The following is a 24,079-nucleotide window of genomic DNA, read 5'->3' on the forward strand; positions in this document are numbered from 1 at the left end:
CACCACGATGGATCTCGACGACGAACACGAATTCGCGCGTGACGGCGAACTGCCGGCGCAAGCCAAGACGCTGTGGCACGGGCGCTTCACCGGCGGTCCCTCCGAATCGCTGCTGGCGTACACGGTCAGCCTCCCCTACGACCAGCGCATGTGGCGCGACGACATCATCGGGTCGAAGGCGCACGTGCGTGGCCTGGCCCGGGTGGGGCTGCTCACCGACGACGAACGAGACACCGTGCTCGCAGCACTCGACCAGGTCGGGGTCGAGATGGAGACCGGCTCGTTCGCGTTCACCGACAGCGACGAAGACATCCACACCGCGATCGAACGCCGCGTCACCGAGATCGCCGGCCCCGCCGGCGGCAAGCTGCACACCGCTCGGAGCCGCAACGACCAGGTCGCCACCGACCTCCGCCTGTGGTGCAAGCGTGAACTCCGCGACGTGGCTCTGCGCCTCGTCGAGATGCAGGAGGCGCTGCTCGAACAGGCACTCGAAGCCGGCGACACGTATCTGCCCGGCTACACCCACCTGCAGCGTGCACAGCCGGTGCTGTTGAGCCACCACCTGATGGCTCACGGCTGGGCGCTCGGCCGCGACGTCAGCCGACTGCTCGACACGATCGACCGGCTCGACGTGTCGCCGCTCGGCGCCGGAGCGCTCGCTGGTTCGTCGTTGCCGATCGACCCCGTCGGCAACGCCGACGACCTCGGCTTCGCCAAGCCGTTCGACAACAGCCTCGACGCGGTGAGCGACCGTGACTTCGTGGCCGAAGCGGTGTTCGACCTCGCGCTCATCGGGATCCACCTGTCGCGCATCGGCGAGGAATGGGTGCTGTGGACCTCGGGAGAGTTCGGGTTCGCCCGACTCGACGACGGCTACTCGACCGGCTCCTCGATGCTGCCGCAGAAGAAGAACCCCGACATCGCCGAACTCGCTCGTGGCAAGAGCGGTCGCCTGATCGGCAACCTCACCGGGCTGCTCGCCACGCTGAAGGGGCTGCCGATGGCGTACAACCGAGACCTCCAGGAAGACAAGGAGCCGCTGTTCGACTCGGTCGAGCAGGTCACGCTCGCGGTCGCCGCGCTCACCGGCATGATCGCCACCGCGACCTTCAACGCTGACGCGATGCAGTCAGCCGCCGACGAAGAGACGATGGCCGCCACCGATCTCGCCGAGTTTCTCGTGCGTGGCGGCATGCCCTTCCGCGAAGCTCATGCCGTGGTCGGTGCACACGTCCAGAAATGCCTCGCGGGTGAAGGAACACTGTCGGAACTGGTCGCTGCCGACCCGCTGCTCGGCGACGAGGCCGCACTGCTGGTGCGCCCCGGCGTCGGGGTCACCATGCGCTCGAGTCGGGGTGCCGCAGGCCCGGAGGCACGAGACGTGCAGGTCGAGTCGTACCGGGCGATGCTCGCCGACGAGCTGCGCTCGATTCGCGAACTGGCGAGCGCTGGCTGAGTACGAGATGGCGGCCATCCGGCGCACCGATCTCGCCCGTTCGGCGTCGGTCGTCGCCCCCTGGCTGCTCAACAAGCTGCTCGTGTCGACGGTCGACGGCCGTACGGTGGCGGGGCGCATCGCCGAGGTCGAGGCCTACGAACAGGACGATCCGGCGAGCCACACGTTCGGCGGTCGTACGGCGCGCAACGAGGTGATGTTCGGACGAGCCGGGCACCTGTACGTCTACCTCAGCTACGGCATCCACTTCTGTGCGAACGTCGTCACCGGGCCGGAGGGGTCGGGCGAGGCGGTGCTGATCCGCTCGGTCGCGATCGAATCCGGACTCGACGATGCCGCGGCGCGCCGGGGCGACCGGCCGAGACGGGAGCTGTCGAACGGGCCCGGCAAGCTCTGCCAGGCCTTCGGTGTCGGCCTGCCGCACGACGGCGCCGACCTGCTCGCGGGCGGTCCAGTCCGGTTACTCGACGACGGCGTCGCACCGCCGCCACACCCGCTCGTCGGACCGCGCATCGGGATCTCGAAGGGCGTCGACACGCCGTGGCGGTTCCGTGTGCCGGCGGAAGGGCCGACCACGTGAAGCCTCCGATCTGCGAACTGTGTGACGAGCGATTCGACCCGGCCGACGGTCTGCTGCTGACGTTCGTCGGCGACGAACGCTCGATCGCATGGCGCGAGGCAGCAGCGGCCGACGGTCGTGTCGGTCATCCTCCCGACACCGGCTGGTTCTGTCCTGATCACGCTCCCGACGCATCGGCGCTGGCCGCCACCACGACGCTTCGCGAGGCGCTCGCCGCGCTCCGCCCGCAACCCGAGCCCGAGCCGCAACCCGAGCCCGAGACCAGTGCGACCGTGTCGGACGCCGATCCGACACCCATGCAGCGTCCGAACGCTGAACCATCCGGCTCCCTGCGCTCATGGCTGCCCGACGACTATCGCCAGGTCGAGATCGCCCCGATGACGGTCGACGCGCTCACCGAACGCCTCCGACGCTTCTTCGACGACGTCGTCGACGCCGGCGCTGCTGCGACCGGGGTCGCCGTGGACCGAGACGCCGCCGAGGTCCGCCGAACCGTCGAGCAGTATGCCTCACCCGAGTGGCGAGAGAAGGGGCCGGCGTCGGAGGAGGTCGAGACCACCCGAGTCGTGCAGATCGGTGGGTGGGACTGCGAGTTCAGTCGGACGCGTCACGACTGGCTCCACGGTGGTCTGATCCAGTCGTCGGTGTCGGTCTCCGTGGTCGATCGCGAAGGGCCTGAGCCCGGCACGGTGCTGCGCGTCGGCGGCGGAACACATGCCGGTTCGGCGGTCACGGTCGTCAGCGGCTACGGGCAGCGACCGACGTTCGCGGCACCCCTCCTCGACGAACTGTTCGCCGAACTCACGGCCTGACCGTCACATCGCGCCGTGTACGGCTGCCGTGGCGCGATCGCATACGTTGGTGGCATGCAGGACTTCTCCGGAAAAATCGCCGTCGTCACCGGTGGAGGCACCGGCATGGGCCGCGAGCTCGCCGTACAGCTCGCCGCTGCCGGAGCGCACGTGTCGATGTGCGATCTCTCCGAGGAGAACATGGCCGAGGCGGCCGCCCTCGCCCGGGCCGCGGCACCGGCGTCCGACGTGCGGATCTCGACCCACACGTGCGACGTGAGCGACGAGGCCGCGATGCTGGTGTTCCGCGACGAAGTGCTCGCGGCCCACGACAGCGACCACGTGAACCTGCTGTTCAACAACGCAGGGCTCAGCGGTGGCGGCTCGATCTTCACCGACACCCGCGACTCGTGGGACCGCTGCTTCAACGTGTGCTTCCACGGCGTGCGATGGGGCACGCTCGCCTTCCTCGACGCGCTCACCAAGGCCGACGAGGGCCACATCGTCAACACATCGAGCGTCAACGGGTTCTGGGCGTCGATCGGCGAAGATCGGCCACACACTGCGTACTCGGCGGCGAAGTTCGCCGTGAAGGGGTTCACCGAGGCGCTCATCGGAGACCTGCGAGTCAACGCCCCACACGTCAAGGCCTCGGTCGTGATGCCCGGCCACATCGGCACCTCGATCGTGCAGAACTCGATGAAGTTCGGAGCGCGTGCGCTCACCGACGAAGAACGCGAACTGATGGCGGTTGCCGACCAGATGTTCCACGACATGGCGCCGATGACGGCCGCCGAAGCAGCGACGGTGATTCTCGACGGCGTGCGCGCCGACCGGTGGCGCATCCTCGTGGGTGACGACGCTCACGCACTCGACGCAGCGGTGCGCGCCGACCCCGAACGGGCCTACGACCCGGGGTTCGGAGAGATGCTGTTCGCCGAACTCCGCTCTGCGACCGAGGGGCTCGTCGCCGACGACGGCTGACGGGCCGCCGGCTCAGCGGGTCAGCGGGTGAGTTGCAGGCCTGGGAGCGAGCCGTCGGCGCGCCAGTCGGCCAGGATCTGGAAGTACTCGATCGAGCCGCCGCCGTACGTGGAGTTCTGCGCCGCTCGCTTCTCGGGCTGTCCCTCGTTGTTGTAGTAGCCGGGCGTGCACGATTCGAGGAACGGCAACGACACACGAGACTTGTCGATCACCTGCTGCACCCAGGCCGCCTCGGCGTCGGGCTCGACTTCGACGCTGTCGACGTCGTTCGCGAGCGCGTGATCGATGATGTACGCGATGTGCGTGGCCTGCTCGCCGAGCAGATGGGGGAAGCTCACGGTGAACCCGGCCTGCCCGGGGCTCATGATGAACAGGTTGGGGAACTCGTGGCTCACGATCCCGTGGAGCGTCTCCATGCCATCGGCCCACTTCTCGGTGAGCGTGCGACCGAGCCGCCCCGTCACCTCGTAGCCGGCCCGCCGGGAGTAGTCGGTGCCGACTTCAAAACCGGTGGCGAACACGATGCAGTCGACCTCGTACTCGACCCCGTTGGCGACCACACCGCCGGCCGTGATGCGGTCGATGCCACGACCATCGGTGTCGACGAGGGAGACGCTGGGCCGATTGAAGGTGTCGAGGTAGTCGTCGTGGAAACACGGGCGCTTGCAGAACTGGCGATACCACGGCTTGAGGGCTTCGGCCGTGTCGGGGTCGTCGACGATCTCCTGCGCCCGTCGGCGAATCTCCTCCATCTTCTCGAAGTCGGCGAGCTCCATCGACGCAGCGATGCCCTCGGGCGACAGGTCGGCGTCGGCACCCTCGCGCTGGATGCGCACGAGCAGCTTCCCGATGATGTCGGTCCAGCCGTCGTCGACGAGGTCGACCGGCTGCGGTTGCCCCGACACCAGGGCGTTGAAGTTCTGCATCCGCTCGGTCTGCCAGCCGGGTTCGAGCGACGCCGCCCAGTCGGGATCGGTCGGCCGGTTGTTTCGGACGTCGATCGACGACGGCGTGCGCTGGAACACGTACAACTCGTCGGCCGACTCACCGAGGTGGGGCACGCACTGGACTGCGGTGGCGCCCGTGCCGATGATGCCGACACGCTTGCCCCGCAGACCGGTGAGGTCGCCGTGCGGGCCGCCGCCGGTGTAGTGGTAGTCCCAACGGCTCGTGTGGAACGTGTGCCCCGTGTAATCGGTGATGCCGTCGATGCCGGGGAGCTTCGGCCGGTGGAGCGGGCCGTTCGCCATGACGACGAACTTGGCGCGCATCTCGTCGCCGCGATTGGTCGAGACGATCCAGCGCGCTTCGTCGTCGTCCCACCGCATACCGGTCACCTCGGTCTGGAAGCACGCATTGTCGTACAGGTCGTAGTGCGCCCCGATCGCCCGGCTGTGCTCGAGAATCTCCGCGGCGTGGACGTACTTCTCGGTGGGGACGTAGTCGAGTTCTTCCAGGAGCGGGAGATACACGTACGACTCGACGTCGCACATCGCTCCGGGGTACCGATTCCAGTACCAGGTGCCACCGAAGTCGCCGCCCTTCTCGATGAGCCGAATGTCGGAGATGCCCGCATCGCGCAGACGGGCGCCGGCGAGCAACCCGCCGAACCCGCCACCGATCACGATCACCTCGGTGTCGTCGTCGAGCGGGGAGCGCTCGAGCACCGACTCGATGTACGGATCGTCGACGAAGTCGGAGTAGTCACCCGCCACCTCGAGGTACTGCTCGTTGCCGTCGAGGCGGACCCGCTTGTCACGCTCGGCGCGGTACTTCGCTCGCAGAGCGTCGGGATCGAACGGCAAGTCGGTGGCGGTCACCCCGTCCAACGTACCGATACCCGTGGTTCGAGGCCGAAGCGTGCGGTGCGACGCCGCCCGGGTGACGGACGGGGAAGGGCCCGTCAGCGCCAGTGGATCCAGTACCCGTGCGGATGCGTCTCGGCGAGATGGCGGACCTCCCGCCGACCCGCTCGCCAGGTGACGAGCGTGAGTTCGGTGCGATGTGGATCGACGGGATCGACGGCGTGGGGCAGCTCCGGAGTGAGCGCCGGGGCCTCGGCCGAGATCCACGAGAGATCGGTGTGCTCCGCGAGACGGTCGAGTTCGTCGACGAACGCGGTGCGCCGGTCGGGAGGAAGGTAGTTGAGCGCCCACGTGGTCGTGACGACCGGGTGGCCGTCGGTCGACAGCCGTTCGATCGACTGGCTCAAGGAGTCGACGGCATCGCCCTGTACGACATCGGGAGGAGTCGCGCGAGCGAGCTCGATCGCCGCCCGCAACCGGTGGAAGCGGTCGGCCTGGTCGGGCCAACAACACGCTTCGAGCCAGCGTGCGTCGTCGGCGTCGCTGATGTCGATCGGCCGCAGGTCGACCCCACAACCTCGGCGAACATTCGGCATCTCCAGGTCGGTGAGTGGCGTCGGGGCGGTGCCGCGAGTCGAGCACTCGAGCTCGACGCTCGACGTGTGGTCACCGATCAGCGGTCGGTCGTCGTATCGGTAGGCGAACCTCGGCAGCAGGAGGTTGAGCCCGGCGCTCGTTCCGACGTCGAGGTGCGTGACCGGTCCGACCTCGTCGCCGATCATGCCGAATGCCGGGAGCAGCACGGCGCAGCGTCCGACCTCGTTGGTCTGCACCCGGCGGGTTCGAACCAGCGACCGGACCTCGTCGGCCCGCTCCATGACGAACGTCTCCAGCGTCGCCGCGAGGCGAGGATCGTCGGCTGGAAACGGCGACTCGGTGATGTTCGGGTACCACCGTGCGAGCCGATGATCGGGGTCGGCGAGTACCAGGTGATGGATCGCAGCGAGCAGCAGGACCGGGAGCTGTTGTTCGGTCGGCGCCTCGCCCAACAGGCTCCACAGGTTCGGGCGGCGTGCGATGGCGTCGGCCAGCGCCGCGTTGAGGGGTGCCCGAGGCGCCGACTGGATCGCCGAGTCACGAAACCGGCGGGCGAGCTCGGAATCGTTCATGTGGTCGGGCACCGCCGAACAGTACTCTGATGGGCGATATGCCCCTCGTGAACGACGATCTCATTGCCGACCTCGAAGCTCGTGGACTCATCCACGACTCGACCGACCGCGAGCACCTGCGTGCCCAGGTGGCCGAGGGTCCGATCGGCATCTACTACGGATGCGATCCGACGGCCGACAGTCTTCACGTCGGCAACCTCATCGGCCTGGTGATGCTGCGCCGCTTCCAAGACGCCGGCCACAAGGCGATCGCGTTGGCCGGGGGAGCGACGGGCATGATCGGCGACCCGAGCGGAAAGTCCGAGGAGCGCAATCTGCTCGACGACGACACGCTCAACCACAACGTGGCATGCATCAAAGAGCAGTTGGGTCGCATCGTCGATCTCGACGACCCGCAGCGCGGGGTGCTCGTCGACAACCGTGAGTGGACGCAACCGATCTCGATCCTCGAGTTCTTGCGCGACGTCGGGCGTCACGTCACGGTCAATCAGATGCTGGCGCGCGAGAGCATCAAGGTCCGGATCAACTCCGAGCACGGCATCAGCTTCACCGAGTTCAGCTACATGCTGCTCCAGGCGAACGACTACCTGCACCTGTTCGACGAGTACGGCTGCATGATCCAGATCGGTGGTTCCGATCAGTGGGGCAACATCATCTCGGGCGTCGACCTCATCCGCCGCAAACGACAGACCGCCGTCCACGCGTTCTCCTGGCCGTTGCTCACCGCGTCCGACGGCTCGAAGATCGGCAAGACCGCCGGCGCCCGCGTCTGGCTCGACCCGGCGAAGACGAGCCCCTACACGTTGCGGCAACACATGATGCAGACCGCGGACGCCGATGTGCGTGCCCAGTTGCTCACCTTCTCGCTGCGTGACGTCGCCGAGATCGAGGAGATCGCCGCGGCCCATGCCGAGGCGCCACACAAGCGGCTCGGTCAGCGCACGCTCGCGACCGATGTCGTGTCGCTGGTGCACAGCCCCGAGGCGGCCGCCGCGGCCGAGGAGGCGGCCGATCTGCTGTTCGCGAGCGACCCGACCGGAGCGTCGGAGCAGGCGTTCGAGACACTCGCCGCCGAGATCCCGCACACCCGACTCCACGTCGATGAGCTCGACGATCCGATCAACGTCTTCGTGGCCACCGACCTGGCGAAATCCAACGGTGACGCGCGTCGCACCATGGACCAGGGCGCGTACTACGTCAATGGGGTCTCGTTCACCGCGAATGACCAGCTCAGCGACCAGAAACGGCTGCACGGGAAGTACCTCCTGCTGCGCAAGGGCAAGAAGTCGCACCACCTCGTCGAACTAATCTTGCCGGCGTAGGTTGTGGCGCCGCTCTGGGTCGGTTAGCTTAGCTCTCCGCTTCACGGGGGCATCTGCCGCCGGAAAAGCACCGGGAAACACTGCGAGATCGGGCCGAACAGGCTGGTCACGGCACTTTCCTTCGGATCCTTGAAAACGGAAGAGAAGACAGAACGCCAATGCGGGCAGTCCGGTCGATGGTCTCACTTTGTGGGGTTGTCGCGAGAGGCTGTCTTGTCAATTCTGCCGTCGACATCCCTGTCGGCGGCAACACGAATACAATGGCTGTTCGTTTGATGCGTCGGTTTTGCCGGTGTTGATGATGGATGGCCGAATCCAGCTGGACGCTGCAACATCACAGACTTTTTCCGTCTGGTTGTGGCGCTCGCTGACATGTCGTTGCTGGTCTCGAGTCGCTTTGGTGATGAGATGATTGGTACACGTTTTTGTTGGAGAGTTTGATCCTGGCTCAGGATGAACGCTGGCGGCACGCTTAACACATGCAAGTCGAACGAAGTCCATGGAGCTTGCTCCGGAAGACTTAGTGGCGAACGGGTGCGTAACACGTGAGAAACCTGCCCCGGACTTTGGGATAACAGTTGGAAACGACTGCTAATACCGAATGTCATCATTTCCTCGCATGGGGGTTTGATGAAAGGTCCGCCGGTCCGGGAGGGTCTCGCGGTCTATCAGCTTGTTGGAGAGGTAATGGCTCACCAAGGCTTCGACGGATAGCTGGTCTGAGAGGATGATCAGCCACACTGGAACTGAGACACGGTCCAGACTCCTACGGGAGGCAGCAGTGGGGAATCTTGCACAATGGGCGCAAGCCTGATGCAGCGATGCCGCGTGCGGGAAGAAGGCCTTAGGGTTGTAAACCGCTTTCAGTAGGGAAGAAAATGACGGTACCTACAGAAGAAGGTGCGGCCAACTACGTGCCAGCAGCCGCGGTGACACGTAGGCACCGAGCGTTATCCGGATTTATTGGGCGTAAAGAGCTCGTAGGCGGTTCAGCCAGTCGGGTGTGAAAACTTGAGGCTTAACCTCAAGAGGCCACTCGATACTACTGTGACTAGAGTGCGGTAGGGGAGCGGGGAATTCCTGGTGTAGCGGTGAAATGCGCAGATATCAGGAGGAACACCAGTGGCGAAGGCGCCGCTCTGGGCCGTAACTGACGCTGAGGAGCGAAAGCATGGGTAGCAAACAGGATTAGATACCCTGGTAGTCCATGCCGTAAACGTTGGGCACTAGGTGTGGGTCTCAACCAACGAGATCCGCGCCGTCGCTAACGCATTAAGTGCCCCGCCTGGGGAGTACGGTCGCAAGACTAAAACTCAAAGGAATTGACGGGGGCCCGCACAAGCAGCGGAGCGTGTTGCTTAATTCGATGCAACGCGAAGAACCTTACCTGGGTTTGACATGTAGAGAAAAGCTCTAGAGATAGGGTGTCCTTCGGGGCTTTACACAGGTGGTGCATGGCTGTCGTCAGCTCGTGTCGTGAGATGTTGGGTTAAGTCCCGCAACGAGCGCAACCCTTATCCTGTGTTGCCAGCAAGTTATGTTGGGGACTCGCAGGAGACTGCCGGGGTCAACTCGGAGGAAGGTGGGGATGACGTCAAGTCATCATGCCCCTTATGCCCAGGGCTGCAAACACGCTACAATGGACGGTACAAAGGGCTGCGATCCCGTGAGGGTGAGCGAATCCCATCAAAGCCGTTCTCAGTTCGGATTGGAGTCTGCAACTCGACTCCATGAAGCCGGAGTTGCTAGTAATCCTGGATCAGCACGCCAGGGTGAATACGTTCCCGGGCCTTGTACACACCGCCCGTCACACCACGAAAGTCGGCAACACCCGAAGCCGGTGGCCCAACCCTTTTGGGAGGGAGCCGTCGAAGGTGGGGTCGGTGATTGGGGTGAAGTCGTAACAAGGTAGCCGTACCGGAAGGTGCGGCTGGATCACCTCCTTTCTAAGGAGTGCCTGTCTGCTGAAGGTAGACATTTGTTCTACCCAGTACGACACACACCTGTTGGTGCATTGGTGCATCTGTCATGTCATCTGATCGATGGTTGAGGGATTCGGTCCCTCCTGTTGTGATGTGATGTGTCGGGTACCGTCTTCTCTTCCGTTTTGAAGGATTCGTTCCTTCTCGTAGACGGCCTGCCGGCCCTCGAACTCCGTTGCCCCTTTTTGTTGGGTGGTGTGAGTGCGGGTTGGTTTCTGCTTCTTCCGTTTGGTTGGGGTGGTGGTCGGTTTATGGCTCCTTGAGAACTGCAGAGCAAGCACGAGCATCTTTACGTGTGAGGTTCGCCTCATGCGTAATCAAATATCGAATGCACGCGGGTTCGCCCGTGTGTCCGAGTTAGTTTATTTCTAAGCTACAAAGAGCCAACGGTGGATGCCTTGGCACCAAGAACCGATGAAGGACGTGAGTGACTGCGAAAAGCTGCGTGGAGGCGTCGACTAGCCTGTGATGCGCAGATGTCCGAATGGGGAAACCCACCACTCGTTATGGAGTGGTACCGCCGCCTGAACACATAGGGCGGTTGGAGGGAACCGGGGGAATTGAAACATCTCAGTACCCCGAGGAAAGGAAAGCAACCGCGACACCCTGAGTAGCGGCGAGCGAAATGGGTTGAGACTAAACCGTGCCTGTGTCAAGCCTGAAGGCGTTGCAGGTGCGGGGTCGTGGGACCAGGAGACAGTGCTTCAGAACTGTCACGGATTACAAGTGCTGCATAGGAGAACGAATCAGGAAAGGTTCGACCGTAGTGGGTAACAGTCCCGTATCCGAAATGTATGTACTATCCGCCTGTCATCCCAAGTAACGCCGGAACCGTGAAAGCCGGCGTGAATCTGTGGGGACCACCCCATAAGTCTAAGTATTCCTTGGTGACCGATAGTGAACCAGTACCGTGAGGGAAAGGTGAAAAGTACCCCGGGAGGGGAGTGAAATAGTACCTGAAACCGTTGGTTTACAAACAGTCAGAGCGTCGTCACACTTTGGTGTGGCCGCGATGGCGTGCCTTTTGAAGAATGAGCCTGCGAGTTACGGTGTGTGGCAAGGTTAACCAGAGATGGGAAGCCGGAGCGAAAGCGAGTCTGAATAGGGCGTGGAGTCGCATGCTGTAGACCCGAAGCCAAGTGATCTATCCATGGCCAGGTTGAAGCGGGGGTAAGACCCCGTGGAGGACCGAACCCACGTAAGTTAAAAATTGCGGGGATGAGCTGTGGATAGGGGTGAAAGGCTAATCAAACTTGGCAATAGCTGGTTCTCCTCGAAATGCATTTAGGTGCAGCGTTGCGTGTTCAGTGTCGGAGGTAGAGCACTGATTGGACTAGGGGGCCCACAAGCTTACCGAATCCAGTCAAACTCCGAATGCCGATACTCCAGAGCGCAGCAGTGAGACCACGGGGGATGAGCTTCGTTGGTCGAAAGGGAAACAGCCCAGATCATCAGCTAAGGCCCCTAATTCTGTACTAAGTGGAAAACGATGTGGGATTGCATAGACAGCCAGGAGGTTGGCTTAGAAGCAGCCATCCTTGAAAGAGTGCGTAATAGCTCACTGGTCGAGTGATCCTGCGCGGACAATGTAACGGGGCTCAAGTACAGAGCCGAAGCTATGGGCTTCCAACTTTGTTGGGAGCGGTAGAGGAGCGTCGATGCGGCTGAGAAGCGGATCCGTGAGGGTACGTGGAGCGGTATCGAGTGAGAATGCAGGCATGAGTAGCGAGAGAGGGGTGAGAAACCCCTCCGCCGAAAGCCCAAGGGTTCCTGGGGAAGGCTAATCCCCCCAGGGTGAGTCGGGAGCTAAGGCGAGGCCGAGAGGCGTAGTCGATGCACAACTGGTTGATATTCCAGTACCACCGTGACCGCGCCAGGTCCAAGAGTGGCAACGTTGGGGCTGTTCACCTTTTTGGTGAGCGAACTTACTGAGCTGCTGGCGGATAGCTGACGGGGGACGCAGGAGGATAAGTGAGCCCAGGTGATGGTTATCCTGGGGTAAGCGTGTAGGAGGAACCTTATGAGAGTTCGGTTCACATACTCTGAGACGCGATGCCGAGCGACATACCGCGAAGTCACTGATTCCATGCTGCCAAGAAAAGCCCAGCAGTGAGCTGTCACGGTGCCCGTACCCCATACCGACACAGGTGGGCGGGTAGAGAATACTAAGGCGAGCGGGAGAACTGTGGTTAAGGAACTCGGCAAATTGCCTCCGTAACTTCGGAAGAAGGAGGACCCTTTTTGGTGACGGACTTTACGTCTCGAGCTGGAGAGGGTGGCACAGACCAGGGGGTAGCGACTGTTTACCAAAAACACAGCAGGGTGCGAAGCCGTAAGGCGATGTATACCCTGTGACGCCTGCCCAATGCTTGAAGGTCACGGGGAACGGTTAGCTCTTTGGAGCGAAGCTGTGAACCTAAGCCCAAGTGAATGGCGGCCGTAACTATAACGGTCCTAAGGTAGCGAAATTCCTTGTCGGGTAAGTTCCGACCTGCACGAATGGCGTAACGACTTCCCCACTGTCTCAACCACAGACCCGGCGAAATTGAAGTACGAGTAAAGATGCTCGTTAGTTGCGGAAGGACGGAAAGACCCCGTGAACCTTTACTATAACTTGGTATTGAGATTTGACCTGCATTGTGTAGGATAGGTGGGAGACTTGGAAGCATTAGCGCTAGCTAGTGTGGAGTCATTGTTGAAATACCACCCTGTGTATGTTGGATCTCTAACCTCGGTCCCTTATCGGGATCAGGGACAGTTCCAGGCGGGTAGTTTGACTGGGGCGGTCGCCTCCTAAAGAGTAACGGAGGCGCCCAAAGGTTCCCTCAGACTGGTTGGCAATCAGTCGTCGAGTGCAATGGCACAAGGGAGCTTGACTGCGAGACCTACAAGTCGAGCAGGTACGAAAGTAGGGCATAGTGACCCGGCCATCACGTGTGGAAGTGTGGTCGCTCAACGGATAAAAGGTACTCCGGGGATAACAGGCTAATCTTTCCCAAGAGTCCATATCGACGGAAAGGTTTGGCACCTCGATGTCGGCTCATCGCATCCTGGGGCTGAAGCAGGTCCCAAGGGTTGGGCTGTTCGCCCATTAAAGCGGTACGCGAGCTGGGTTCAGAACGTCGTGAGACAGTTCGGTCCCTATCCTCCGCAACCGAAGGAACATTGACACCGGCTGTCCTTAGTACGAGAGGACCGGGACGGACGTAGCTCTAGTGTGTCTGTTGTCTCGCCAGAGGCATTGCAGATTTGCCACCTACGGAAGGGATAACCGCTGAAAGCATCTAAGTGGGAAACCCGGGTGAAGATGAGTGTTCCCATACGGTAAACGTAGTAAGGCCCGTGACGAGACCATCACGTTGATAGGCCGGAGGTGTAAGCGTGGTAACACGTTCAGCCGACCGGTACTAATCGGCCGAGGGCTTAGTTTTAAACCGCTCGTGCTTGCTCTGGAGTCCTTCAGGAGTCCCCTGAAGTTCTGGTTTCTGCCCCCAACGGTGGGGCGTGACCGGATTTGACAATTGATTTGGGTGGCCATAGCGACAGGGTCACACCCGTTCCCATCCCGAACACGGAAGTTAAGCCTGTCAGCGCCGATGGTACTTGGGGGTAGACCCCCTGGGAGAGTAGGACGCCGCCCGATTACGCAGTGAGAGCCCCAACACACGACACCGTGTGTTGGGGCTCTCCACGTTTTCACCCCCCAATCGTCCTGGTCGCTCGAGCCCACAGGCCGGCTGACCGGCCAGCGCCCCGTCGTGAGGCGCGACGATGTCGTCTCTCCTCGTCAGGAAGACGTCAGTGTCGGCCGAGCCGTGTACTCCACGCGACGAGGATGGCTCCGACGCCGGCGACGCACAGACCGATCGGGGTGATCGCGCCGAGCGCCCGCAGTGAGTCGTGTCCACGAATGATGAAGAGGGCGACCGCTGATGTGAGCAAGAGCAGGCCGACGGCCAGGAGCAGCCGGTGTCGAGCCGGCGGGGTTCGGGTCGACGTGAACGCCATGCCCGCCGCGAGCGCCACAGAGATCGACAGCACCGCCATGGCCGCGGCGACGGCGGTGCCGAACGTGCCGGCTGCAGCGGGTTCGGACGCAGCCTGTCCCACCGAGAGCGCACTGAGGAGCACGGTGACGACTGCGAAGACGCGCACCACGTTGACGAGATCGCGTGAGCCGGCCTGAGCGCTGACGGTGTGTTCGACCTGCAGCGTCTCGAGGTGTTGGTTCAGCATCTTCTCGGTGCGATCTCGCGCGAGCGCCGAACCGGAGTGATCGAGCACCGCGAGGACGTGCTGACGCTGCTGGATTCCGGCCCGGACCAGGTGTCCGTCCACATCACCTGCGGTCGCACGACTGAACCGCGAGCGCAGCGTGCTCAGGTTGAGGATCTGGGCGGCGCGCTCCTCGTCGCTGTCGACCTGCTCACGTCTGATCTCGCTCGACACGTTGTCGCAGAGTTGGCGAAGGGAGACCACGAGCGCCGTGTTCCGGATCAAGCCATCCACCCAACCGTGTAGACGGGGCGGTAGGCGCCAGACCACGGTCGATTCGGCCCACGTGACGATCTCCGCACCTTCCGGCGAGTTCAAGTCGTCCGGGGCGATCGCTGATCCGCCGATCGGCGCATAGTCGACAGCGAGTTCCTTGGCGAGGAGTTGCTGGATGGTCGATCGTACGGCTCCTCGCCGCATGGAGGGGACGCCCTCCAACACGTGCACGACGATGCCACGATGATTACCGGTGAACCCGCGAGCGGGAGGAAGATCCTGATCGAGTTCTCGTCCGTCGAACAGGATGGTGGTCTCCGGGTCGTACAGGTCCTTCGCCGCCTGGATGATTCCGTCGGGGCTGTCGGCCCCGATCTCGAGCGTCACCGCCGTGCACGGCGGGAGATGGTTGAACGCGACCTCGGTGATGACGGCGCGTTCCACGTCGTAGTCGGCGACGCGATGGTCGTGTCTGACGTAGTCGGCAGACAGGCGAGAGAACGTCGCGGTCGGAGCGTCGACCTCGCGGAGGACCTCCACGGGCGGAAAGTCCTCTGCGTGCGGGGAGTGCAGCTTCGCTGCCGTCCAGGCCGCTGACGACTCGCCGCTGGACGCATAGACGCAGGTGACCCGTGCGACGACCCGGGCAGAGAAGCCGTGTTCGACTTCGCCGGCGAGAATCGGATCATGGGCCCTGAGTGCGGCGGTCCACTCCGGCTCGAGCAGAAACTCGCCGGACTTGTTGAGGTGTGCGAGGTGTCGAACTGCGTGCGACGACACGTCGGCGACGCTGCTCCCTCCCGGCGAGTACGCGTCGACGACGCTGGGGTACAGCTGAGCAGTCGGCTCGCCATCGAGAACGGCAGCGAAGGTCAAGTACGTCGCTCCATGCTCGTAGCGCCAGGAGGTCGAGTGGAGAAAGGACGGGGTGCCGAGCGATGCCTCGCACGCCGAGCGCGCGTGTCGGACCGGGTCGACCCCCGGCGGTACGGCGGACACGAGGGAGGCGGCTGGCTCGGTCGGGCTGCTCGAGAGTAGCGACACCGAGCCCGCGCTCGCTCGATACACCAGCAACTCCACGAGTTGCACCTGCTCGCTCGGCGCTGATGGCGGTGCGTCGGGTGCAGGTTTGGCTGGTGGGGACGGTCGCAGTCGCTCTCGAACCCGACGAAAGAGCTCACGGGAACGGCCCACGGCGAGGACAGTAGTGGACCGTCGTGGCTGGTGCAGCGTGCTGCGCGCCAACTACTTGCGAGTTATTCGCAGATAGAGTCGTGGCGTGTTCGCGAGCAACCTCACGTCCCGTGTCCGAATCGTTGCGATCTTGTCGAGCGTGACGCTGTTGATGGCGGCATGTGGCTCGTCGGAATCGGCGAGCGACGCCGACGAATCGGACCGGCTCACGGTGGTCACCACCGTCGCCCCGATCACGTCGATCGCTGCGAACATCATCGGCGACCGCGCCGACATCGTGGGGCTCGTGCCCGAGGGGACGAACTCCCACACCTTCGAACCATCGCCATCGGCCGCCGAGGTGCTGAGCGAGGGCGACGCCATCTTCATCAACGGCCTGCAACTCGAGGAGCCGACGAAGCGTCTGGCACTCGCGGCACGGGGCGACGACGTCCCTCTCGTCGAGTTGGGCGATCTCACCATCGAGCCGGACGAGTACCGCTACGACTTCTCCTTTCCCGAGAGCGAAGGAAAGCCCAACCCGCACCTCTGGACCGACCCGACGCTCGTCAAGGTCTACGCGGACATCATCCGAGACACGATGACCGACGTCGACCCGTCGGGATCCGACCACTACGACGAGAACTACGAGGCGTTCGCCGCACTCGTCGACGAGTTCGACGAGGCGGTGACGGCAGCGCTCGACACCGTCCCGGTCGGCAATCGCAAGCTCGTCACGTATCACGACGCCTACGCCTACTTCGCCGACACCTACGGCTGGACGGTCGTCGGAGCGATTCAGCCCTCCGACTTCGGCGAGCCCACCCCGTCGGAAGTCGTTGCGTTGATCGAGCAGATCGAAGCGGAGTCGGTGCCCGCCATCTTCGGATCCGAGGTGTTCCCGTCGGCCGTGCTCGAGCAGGTCGCCAACGAGACGGGTGCCAGCTACATCGACGACCTGCGTGACGACGACCTGCCGGGCGCCCCTGGCGAGGTCGACCACTCGTGGCTCGGCCTGATGAAGTTCAACTTCGTCACCATGACTGAAGCGCTGGGCGGCGACGCCACCGACCTCGCCACCTTCGAGGTGCGTGATGTCGCACCCGACGAAGCGACCTATCCCCAGTGACCGACACGCCCCTGATCACCGCCGACGGACTGACCGTCTCGTATGGCGCCGGCGTCGTGCTCGACGACGTGAGCGTCACGATCGCGCCGGGCGACCTGATCGGCATCGTCGGCCCGTCGGGATCGGGGAAGTCGACGCTGCTCAAGGCGTTGCTTGGTGATCTGGAGCCGACCAGCGGCACCGTGACCCGTCGACCCGACGTGCACGTCGGGCTCGTTCCCCAGGTCGAGCGGATCGACTGGAACTTCCCGGTGACCGTGTCGGAGTGCATCGGCATGGCCCGCGCTCGCGGCCTGCGTACACCGTGGATCACGAAGGCCGAGCGGGGAGAGATCGCCGCCGTGCTCGACCGACTGGGTCTGCACGGTCTCGGCGATCGCCACATACGCGACCTGTCGGGTGGGCAACAGCAGCGCGTGTTCATCGCCCGGGCCGTCTTCTCCGGGGCGAAGGTGCTGTTCCTCGACGAGCCCACGTCAGGTCTCGACGTGACGACGCGCCACGAGGTGCTCCACCTGCTTCGTGACCTCAACGCCGACGGCTTCACGATCGTGCTGTCCACCCACGACCTCAATGGCATAGCGACGCACCTGCCGATCATCGTGTGCCTGAACAAGTCGGTCATCGGCGCCGGTGACCCCGACTCGGTGCTGACGCCCGACGTGCTCGAACGCACCTACGGGTCGCCGATGCAGGTGCTCGAGCACGGAGGCATGCGGGTGGTGGTCGAGACCGGCCCCGAGGCGAGTGTGCTTCCGTTCCGATCCGCCGCCGGCCGATGAACTGGACCGACCTCACCGCGCCGTACGGGTACGAGTTCTTCCGCAACGGCGTGTACGTCGCAACGCTCGCCGGGGCGCTGTGCGGGCTCGTCGGGTGTTACGTCGTGCTCCGCAACATGAGCTACATCGGCCACGGCCTGTCGCACGCCATCTTCGGCGGGTACGCCGTCGCCGGACTGATCGGGGTGAACCTCTTCCTCGGCGCAGGTGTGTGGGGCGTGGTGACAGCGCTCGCCATCGGTGGCATCGTTCGGCGCCGCCCGATCGGGTCCGACGCGGCGATCGGCGTGGTCACCACCGCATCGTTCGCGCTCGGGATCGCGCTCGTCGAGCGGTACGGCTCGCCTGGGCGCAATGCCGACGCGCTGCTGTTCGGCAACATCCTCGGCGTCGAGTCGAGCGACGTCTGGCTGGTCGCCGCCGTCTGTCTCGTCACCCTCGCCTTCGTAGGATTCGCTTACCGGCCGCTGCTGTTCACGACCTTCGACGAGGAGGTGGCGAAGGCGACCGGGGTCAACACGACGCTGATCGACGTGTTGTTGATGGTGGTGCTCGCCGCCACGGTGCTGGCCACCATGGCGGTGATGGGCGTGACGCTCATCGCGGCAACGCTCGTGGTGCCGGCGGTGGTGGCTCGGATGCTCACCGACAGCTTTCCGAGGATGCTTGCTCTCGCCACGGCGATCGGCGCATTCAGCGGCTTCGCCGGCATGAACTTGAGCTATCACCACGATCTGCCGTCGGGCTCGACGATCGTGCTCGTCGGGACCGCGTTCTTCCTGCTGGCCTTCGTGGGCGGCGGCCGGTTCCGCGCTCGGGCCGGGTCCGTCGCCCACGTTCACTGAGGTCCCAACTAGTTTCGAAGTATGAAGCCGGAGGAACCGAAGGGGTTCGATGCAACTGCGTGGACACCCGAGCAGGCCGAGGACGCCCTGCGAGCACATGGCTGCCGGGTGACCCAACCACGCGTGGCCGTGCTGCGAGCGCTGCTCGAATCAGGAGGCACGGTCGACGCTCCGATGCTCGCCGAGCGAGCCCAAGCGCATCAACCCGGAATCCACGAAGCCACCGTCTACCGCACCGTGAACGTGCTGACCGAAGTCGGCATCGCCACGCACGTTCACGCCGGACACGGCCCTGCGCTGTTCCGGCTCGCCGGTGATGACGGGGTGGTTGCGGTGTGTCGTGACTGCGGTGCGATCGAACCGGTGCCGCCCGAAGCGGTCGACACGCTCATCGCGTCGACGGCGAAGGCCAACGGGTTCGTGCTCGAGCCGGGGCACTTCGCGCTGGAGGGGGTCTGCGCGGCATGCGCCGCGTGACCGCGGAACCAACGGGGAGCGGAGAAACCGCTCAGTTCGCGGCGAGTTCGGTGGTGTAGAACGATCGGATGCAGCACGGCTTCAGCCAGGTGGATGTCTTCGCGTCCGACGGGTTCTCGGGCAACCCGTTGGCGGTGATCCACGACGCTGACGGCATCACGACCGACGAGATGCTGCGCATCACGGCGTGGACGAATCTGTCGGAGGCGACGTTCCTGCTTCCTCCCGAACACGACGAGGCCGACTACCGAGTTCGGATCTTCTGCCCGGGCCGGGAGTTGCCGTTCGCCGGGCACCCGACGCTCGGTACGTGCGCTGCCTGGCTCGCCGCCGGTGGCGTCCCGAAGAGGTCGGGCCGAATCGTGCAGGAGTGCGGCGCCGGGCTGGTGCCGATCCGCACCGACGACGGCTCGCTCGCATTCGCCGCGCCGCCGATGACCCGAACCGGTCCGATCGATGCCGATCTGCTCGCCGAGCGTCTCGACCAACTCGGTCTCACCGAAGCTGACGTCGTCGATGCCGCATGGATCGACAACGGCCCCGGCTGGATGGGCATCTTGCTCGGTTCAGCCGTTGACGTGCTCGCCGTGCAGCTTCCGGCGACGACGGTCCCCGGATTCGACGTGGGGCTGATCGGCCCGCACCCGGCGGGCGCCGAATGTGCCCTGGAGGTTCGAGGCCTGTTCGCCGACGCGTCGGGCAGCGTTCGCGAAGACCCGGTCACCGGCAGCCTCAATGCGTCGGCCGCACAGTGGCTGATCGGGTCGGGCCGCATCGAGGCGCCGTACGTTGCTGCACAAGGCACGGCCATCGGTCGCCGCGGCCGCATCCATGTCGAACACGACGGCGACATCTGGATCGGCGGCCAGTCCATAATCAAGATCCAAGGCACCATCACCATCTGACTCGTGCCGGGCCCGAGGGAAACACCGCTCGCGGCGCGCAGCGACGTGGGCCCGCCGCGGGTGCTTGCGGTCAGTGATTCCGGAGTCAGCTTGCCGAGGCGCCGGCGGATCCAAGGCGCGCAGCAACGTGGATCCGCCGCGAGGGTCTGCGGTCAGTGATTCCGGAGTCAGCTTGCTGAGGCGAAGGCGGATCGTTCGAGACCAAGGCGCGCAGCGACGTGGATCCGCCGCGAGAGCTTGGCGGTCAGTGATTCCGGTAGTCAGCTTGCTGACACGGGATCATGGTTCGTCGTCGGCAAGGCGCGCAGCGACGTGGATCCGTCGCGAGGGTCTGCGGTCAGTGATTCCGGAGTCAGCTTGCTGAGGCGCAGGCGGATCGTTCGAGACCAAGGCGCGCAGCGACGTGATTGCCCCTGGGCAATGAGGAGCCTGCGGAACGCAGGTATCGGGCGATCCGGCCAGCCTCAGGCGGATTGGAGGGCGGACATGACCGCACCCCAGCGCTCGGGATCGCTGGCGTAGGGGGCGTAGAAGCTGATCCGCTGGATGACGTCGCCGTAGCGTCGCGACAGTTCGGGTGCGATCTGCTCGGGTTCGCCGACCACGGCGAACGTGTTGAGGATCTCGTCGTCGATGAGCGTGCCCATCTTGACCCATTCGCCTTGCTTGGACAGGGCGTTGAGTTCTTCCTGCAGGCCGCCCCAGCCGTGGAGTTCGAGCACGCCCTTGTAGGCGGGCGTCGAGCCGTAGAACGCGATCTGCTGGCGAGTGCCGGCGGCCGCCTTCTCCATCTCTTCGTCGGTGGTGCCGGTGACGACGAATGACGGGCCCATGATCTCGAAGCCCTCCATGGTCTTGCCGGCCTTCTCGCGGCCGCGAGCGAGGGCGGGGATGGTGACTTCGCGCAGGAACTTCTCGGTGGTGAAGCCGTGGCAGAGAAAGCCGTCGCAGACTTCGCCGGCGACTTCGGTCATCAGGGGGCCGACGCCGGCCAGGAACACCTTGGGCGGGCCGAAGCCTTCGAGTTCGTTCTTGTCGGGCGTGAAGAACGGGGTCATCAGCGTGTGCTTGTAGAACTCGCCGCGGAAGTCGAGCTTCTCGCCGGTCTCCCAGGTGTTCCAGATGGCGCGCATGGCGAGGACGAACTCGCGCATGCGAGCAGCGGGCTTCGACCATTCCATCGAGAAGCGCTTCTCGATGTGCGGCTTGATCTGGCTGCCGAGCCCGAGGTTGAAGCGACCCTTGGAGTAGGCCTGCAGGTCCCAGGCGGTGTTGGCGAGCGTCATCGGCGAGCGGGCGAAGGCCACGGCGATCGACGTGCCGAGTTCGAGCGTGGTGGTGTGCTCGGCGGCGAGCAGGAGTGGGAGGAACGGGTCGTGCGCCGTCTCGGCGGTCCAGGCGCCGGTGTAGCCGGCGGCTTCGACCTCCTGTGCGGACTCCGCCACCTTGTTGAGATCCAGACCGATGTTGCCGTCAACCTTCATCGCCGGAACGATAGTTGGTGACTGCAAGCAGCTCCCACTCCGACGCCACCGCCGCACCGAATCGTCTGCGTCAAATGGTGTCTGACACCGGATGACTCGGGTTGGGTGGAGCTACTTCTGGTCGCGGAGGAAGGCTTGGATCTCGGCGGCGAGTTCGTCGCCCGACACCGGTTCGAGATCGGTGTCGCCGTTGGCTGCCGCCTCGCGTTCCTGTTCGACGGCGGTGTCGAAGATCTGCTCGAGTTGAGTGAGCATGCTCTCGTGTTCGGGGTTGTCACCGACCATTCGATCGAGACGTTTGCGCTGGTCAGCGACATCGTTGCGGAGATCGGTGTCGTCGATCTCGATGCCCGTGACCTCGGCGAATCCCTCGAGCAGCGCGACCGACGCGGCGGGGTACTCCATCGCCGAGATGTAGTGCGGGACCTGGACCCAGATGCCGAGCGCCGGGATCTTCTCGGCATGCATGGCATGTTCGAGCATGGCTGCCATCCCGGCGGGCACGTCGACGGAGCTGCGGGCGAAGCTGACCTTGGCGAGCACCTCGGTCGACGGTGACGACACGGAGAGCCGCGGGCTGCGGGTGTGCGGTGCGGCGAAGGGATACGACCCGAAGGAGACCATCTGGGTGACGCCGAACTCGGTGGCGAGCGCCGACATCGCGCGACTGAACCGCCGCCAGGCCATGTCGGGTTCGGGGCCGGTGAGGAGGAGGACGTCGCGGCCGCTCTCGGAGCGACCGGCCCGGAGTTCGATCGACGACCAGGTGAGGTCGGTGTTGATGCCGTCGCGCAGTTCCATGATGGGGCGGCGGGCGCGGAAGTCGACGTACATGTCGTCGTCGAAGCGGATGATCGGCGACACGTCGCAGGCGGTGCCGAGCGCGTCGGCAGCGACGGCGGCGGATCCGGCGGCGTCGATCCAGCCTTGCAACATGACGACGAGCACCGGTTCGTGGAGCATGGGTTCGGACACGAGGCGTTCGATGCCGAGGTCGCGGTCGGTCTCGTCGCCGCGCTGGGGGGAGCCGCCGTCGAAGGTCGGCTCGTCGCTGTGATTCGCGTCGTCAGAACCAGTCATCAGGTTCTGAGGGTACCGATGAGGCGGAGGTAGCGTTGATTCCATGACCGCAATCGACGTGACCGACGCAACCTTCGAAACCGATGTGCTCGAGAAGTCGAACGAGGTGCCCGTCGTGGTCGACCTCTGGGCTGAGTGGTGTGGGCCGTGCAAGACGCTCGGTCCGATCCTCGAGAAGGTGATCGACGCCACCGACGGCAAGGTCGTGCTCGCCAAGATCGACGTCGACGCCAACCCGGCGCTCAACCAGGCGTTCAAGGTGCAGTCGATCCCCGCCGTGTACGCGATGAAGAACGGCGCCGTGGTCGACGGGTTCATGGGCGCCTACCCCGAGAGTGCCGTGCAGGAGTTCGTCGACAAGCTGCTGCCGTCGCAGGAGGAGGTCGCCGTGAGTGAGCTGCTGGCCGCCGGCGACGAGGGCAGCCTGCGTCTGGCATTGTCGATGGAGCCTGCGAACGAAGACGTGATCGTGGCCCTCGGCGAACTGCTCGTGGCCAACGGCCAGAACGACGAGGCACTCGAACTGCTGAGCCGTATCCCCGAGTCGGAACGGACGCGCCACGTGGCAGCGTCGGCTCGTATCGGCGAGGTGCCCGACGACGACCACGATGCAACGCTGACGGCGCTGCTCGACTCGGTGAAGACCGACGACGAGGCTCGCCAGAAGTTCGTCGACATCCTCGAGCTGATGGGTCCCGAGGACCCGCGCACTGCCGATTACCGCCGCCAGCTCACACTCCGTCTCTACTGATCGGTCGCTGATCGGTCGGCCGGCTCGGCGGCGCGTGCGCGAGCGAGTTGTCGTGCGGCTGATTCTGGGTACGTTGTCGCCACCGACTCCCTCCTGACCTGGCGTGGGCGACTGCCCGCTCGTGTGATGGAGAACTCACGTGGAGGATGTTCCACGACCGATTGCGGCGCCGTCGCTCGTCGAGCGAGCCCGTGATTGGCTGAACTGGTTCGGCGTGGCCCGGCTGGTCACGTCGGCGATCGCCACGCTGATCGTGTGCGCGGGCGGCTGGTGGCTGGTACGAACGCCCACGCCGCCGACCGAATCCTCGCTTCCCGCGGCCACCAGTGCCCGTTCGGTGGCCGACACCCTTCCGCCGCCGACCGCCGAGGTAGCAGTGGCCGAGTCGACGTCCCCGGTGGCGGTGGTCGTCCACGTCGCAGGAGCGGTCGAACGTCCGGGTGTCTACGAACTCGACGCCGGGAGTCGAGTCGAGGCGGCGATCGCGGCAGCGGGCGGCGCGTCGCCCGAGGCCGATCTCGGCGCGCTCAACCTCGCTGCTGTGGTGATCGACGGGACGCAGATCTACGTGCCCGAGCCTGGCGAGGTGCCACCGGTCGCGGTATCGGTGGGCGCCGAGGCGCTCTCGGGTGAGGAGGCGGCGGTGGGCCCGATCGATGTCAACCGAGCCACGGCAGCGCAACTCGAGACGCTGCCCGGGGTCGGTCCGGCGACGGCGGCGGCGATCATCACCGAACGCGAGCGCAACGGACCGTTCGTGTCGGTCGACGACCTCGAACGGGTACCGGGGATCGGGCCGGCCAAGCTCGCCGGGTTCGCCGATCAGGTGGTGACGTGACCGGTCATGGCGGTGGCCGCGAGATCGGTCAC

General features: G+C 64.5%; 17 protein-coding genes and 3 rRNA genes. 15 read left to right on the top strand and 5 right to left on the bottom strand.

The features are described 5' to 3' along the window. Positions 1 to 7 precede the first annotated feature (7 nt). The 4 genes from argH to YM304_RS10430 are packed head-to-tail and all read left to right on the top strand — an operon-like array spanning position 8 to position 3,814. Entirely contained in the window at positions 8 to 1,459 is a 1,452-nt protein-coding gene (gene argH, locus YM304_RS10415) for an argininosuccinate lyase (RefSeq protein WP_015441645.1), read from the top strand. A gap of 7 nt (positions 1,460 to 1,466) precedes the next feature. Continuing rightward, positions 1,467 to 2,039 carry a DNA-3-methyladenine glycosylase gene (locus tag YM304_RS10420; protein WP_015441646.1) on the top strand — a complete coding sequence of 191 codons (573 nt, stop codon included), beginning with the start codon at positions 1,467 to 1,469 and terminating at the stop codon, positions 2,037 to 2,039. Beyond that, positions 2,036 to 2,851, top strand: coding sequence for a hypothetical protein (locus YM304_RS10425; RefSeq protein ID WP_015441647.1), 816 nt, complete (start codon positions 2,036 to 2,038; stop codon positions 2,849 to 2,851). The genes YM304_RS10420 and YM304_RS10425 overlap by 4 nt, the downstream gene beginning before the upstream one ends. 54 nt (positions 2,852 to 2,905) lie before the next feature. After that, a complete protein-coding gene (locus YM304_RS10430) occupies positions 2,906 to 3,814 on the top strand; it encodes an SDR family NAD(P)-dependent oxidoreductase (protein WP_015441648.1) in 909 nt (302 codons plus the stop codon). Between the two features lie 20 nt (positions 3,815 to 3,834). On the opposite strand, the gene YM304_RS10435 is transcribed toward YM304_RS10430, so the two are convergent. Together YM304_RS10435 and YM304_RS10440 are read right to left on the bottom strand one after the other, a co-directional pair. After that, the gene (locus YM304_RS10435; protein WP_015441649.1) at positions 3,835 to 5,634 is read right to left on the bottom strand and encodes a flavin-containing monooxygenase; all 1,800 of its coding nucleotides are present in this window, start codon (positions 5,632 to 5,634) and stop codon (positions 3,835 to 3,837) included. Positions 5,635 to 5,717: 83 nt separating this feature from the next. Continuing rightward, positions 5,718 to 6,800 (bottom strand): DUF2332 domain-containing protein, encoded by a 1,083-nt coding sequence (locus tag YM304_RS10440; RefSeq protein WP_051071394.1) that lies wholly within the window; start codon positions 6,798 to 6,800, stop codon positions 5,718 to 5,720. Between the two features lie 17 nt (positions 6,801 to 6,817). On the opposite strand from YM304_RS10440, the gene tyrS reads away from it, so the two are divergent. The 4 genes from tyrS to rrf all read left to right on the top strand — a co-directional run bounded on the left by tyrS (position 6,818) and on the right by rrf (position 13,735). Beyond that, positions 6,818 to 8,110, top strand: coding sequence for a tyrosine--tRNA ligase (gene tyrS, locus YM304_RS10445; protein WP_051071395.1), 1,293 nt, complete (start codon positions 6,818 to 6,820; stop codon positions 8,108 to 8,110). Positions 8,111 to 8,535: 425 nt separating this feature from the next. Further along, positions 8,536 to 10,056 (top strand): 16S ribosomal RNA (locus YM304_RS10450). A gap of 402 nt (positions 10,057 to 10,458) precedes the next feature. After that, positions 10,459 to 13,523 (top strand): 23S ribosomal RNA (locus YM304_RS10455). A gap of 95 nt (positions 13,524 to 13,618) precedes the next feature. Further along, positions 13,619 to 13,735 (top strand): 5S ribosomal RNA (rrf, locus tag YM304_RS10460). Together the 16S, 23S and 5S rRNA genes form the textbook arrangement of a ribosomal RNA operon. 155 nt (positions 13,736 to 13,890) lie before the next feature. Here the strand turns inward: rrf and YM304_RS10465 are convergent. Beyond that, positions 13,891 to 15,663 carry a hypothetical protein gene (locus YM304_RS10465; protein WP_154723402.1) on the bottom strand — a complete coding sequence of 591 codons (1,773 nt, stop codon included), beginning with the start codon at positions 15,661 to 15,663 and terminating at the stop codon, positions 13,891 to 13,893. A gap of 199 nt (positions 15,664 to 15,862) precedes the next feature. On the opposite strand from YM304_RS10465, the gene YM304_RS10470 reads away from it, so the two are divergent. The 5 genes from YM304_RS10470 (at position 15,863) to YM304_RS10490 (ending at position 19,894) form a co-directional block, all read left to right on the top strand. Then, a complete protein-coding gene (locus YM304_RS10470; protein ID WP_015441653.1) occupies positions 15,863 to 16,885 on the top strand; it encodes a metal ABC transporter substrate-binding protein in 1,023 nt (340 codons plus the stop codon). Next, positions 16,882 to 17,667: a metal ABC transporter ATP-binding protein gene (locus YM304_RS10475; RefSeq protein WP_015441654.1), complete on the top strand. Its 786-nt coding sequence runs from the start codon at positions 16,882 to 16,884 to the stop codon at positions 17,665 to 17,667. The genes YM304_RS10470 and YM304_RS10475 overlap by 4 nt, the downstream gene beginning before the upstream one ends. Continuing rightward, positions 17,664 to 18,512 carry a metal ABC transporter permease gene (locus YM304_RS10480; RefSeq protein WP_015441655.1) on the top strand — a complete coding sequence of 283 codons (849 nt, stop codon included), beginning with the start codon at positions 17,664 to 17,666 and terminating at the stop codon, positions 18,510 to 18,512. Before YM304_RS10475 ends, YM304_RS10480 begins: the two co-directional genes overlap by 4 nt. Before the next feature lie 21 nt (positions 18,513 to 18,533). Then, entirely contained in the window at positions 18,534 to 18,989 is a 456-nt protein-coding gene (locus YM304_RS10485) for a Fur family transcriptional regulator (RefSeq protein WP_015441656.1), read from the top strand. Positions 18,990 to 19,057: 68 nt separating this feature from the next. Then, positions 19,058 to 19,894, top strand: coding sequence for a PhzF family phenazine biosynthesis protein (locus YM304_RS10490; RefSeq protein WP_015441657.1), 837 nt, complete (start codon positions 19,058 to 19,060; stop codon positions 19,892 to 19,894). Positions 19,895 to 20,358: 464 nt separating this feature from the next. On the opposite strand, the gene YM304_RS10495 is transcribed toward YM304_RS10490, so the two are convergent. Together YM304_RS10495 and YM304_RS10500 are read right to left on the bottom strand one after the other, a co-directional pair. Then, positions 20,359 to 21,378: an LLM class F420-dependent oxidoreductase gene (locus YM304_RS10495; RefSeq protein WP_015441658.1), complete on the bottom strand. Its 1,020-nt coding sequence runs from the start codon at positions 21,376 to 21,378 to the stop codon at positions 20,359 to 20,361. Positions 21,379 to 21,489: 111 nt separating this feature from the next. Beyond that, entirely contained in the window at positions 21,490 to 22,458 is a 969-nt protein-coding gene (locus YM304_RS10500; protein WP_015441659.1) for a proteasome assembly chaperone family protein, read from the bottom strand. Between the two features lie 43 nt (positions 22,459 to 22,501). Between YM304_RS10500 and YM304_RS10505 the strand changes: the two genes are divergently transcribed. Next, positions 22,502 to 23,209 (top strand): tetratricopeptide repeat protein, encoded by a 708-nt coding sequence (locus tag YM304_RS10505; protein ID WP_015441660.1) that lies wholly within the window; start codon positions 22,502 to 22,504, stop codon positions 23,207 to 23,209. A 139-nt stretch (positions 23,210 to 23,348) separates the two neighbouring features. Continuing rightward, positions 23,349 to 24,047: a helix-hairpin-helix domain-containing protein gene (locus tag YM304_RS22395; protein ID WP_015441661.1), complete on the top strand. Its 699-nt coding sequence runs from the start codon at positions 23,349 to 23,351 to the stop codon at positions 24,045 to 24,047. Positions 24,048 to 24,079: the final 32 nt, after the last annotated feature.

Source organism: Ilumatobacter coccineus YM16-304 (assembly GCF_000348785.1).
Classification (GTDB): Bacteria; Actinomycetota; Acidimicrobiia; order Acidimicrobiales; family Ilumatobacteraceae; genus Ilumatobacter_A; species Ilumatobacter_A coccineus.

Bases quoted from the DNA above. Each gene is read 5' to 3' on its own strand.
- tyrS (WP_051071395.1), top strand. From the start codon at position 6,818: ATGGGCGATATGCCCCTCGTGAACGACGATCTCATTGCCGACCTCGAA.
- YM304_RS10420 (WP_015441646.1), top strand. From the start codon at position 1,467: ATGGCGGCCATCCGGCGCACCGATCTCGCCCGTTCGGCGTCGGTCGTC.
- YM304_RS10505 (WP_015441660.1), top strand. From the start codon at position 22,502: ATGACCGCAATCGACGTGACCGACGCAACCTTCGAAACCGATGTGCTC.
- YM304_RS10495 (WP_015441658.1), bottom strand. From the start codon at position 21,378: ATGAAGGTTGACGGCAACATCGGTCTGGATCTCAACAAGGTGGCGGAG.
- YM304_RS10480 (WP_015441655.1), top strand. From the start codon at position 17,664: ATGAACTGGACCGACCTCACCGCGCCGTACGGGTACGAGTTCTTCCGC.
- YM304_RS10490 (WP_015441657.1), top strand. From the start codon at position 19,058: ATGCAGCACGGCTTCAGCCAGGTGGATGTCTTCGCGTCCGACGGGTTC.
- argH (WP_015441645.1), top strand. From the start codon at position 8: ATGGATCTCGACGACGAACACGAATTCGCGCGTGACGGCGAACTGCCG.
- YM304_RS10485 (WP_015441656.1), top strand. From the start codon at position 18,534: ATGAAGCCGGAGGAACCGAAGGGGTTCGATGCAACTGCGTGGACACCC.
- YM304_RS10500 (WP_015441659.1), bottom strand. From the start codon at position 22,458: ATGACTGGTTCTGACGACGCGAATCACAGCGACGAGCCGACCTTCGAC.
- YM304_RS10430 (WP_015441648.1), top strand. From the start codon at position 2,906: ATGCAGGACTTCTCCGGAAAAATCGCCGTCGTCACCGGTGGAGGCACC.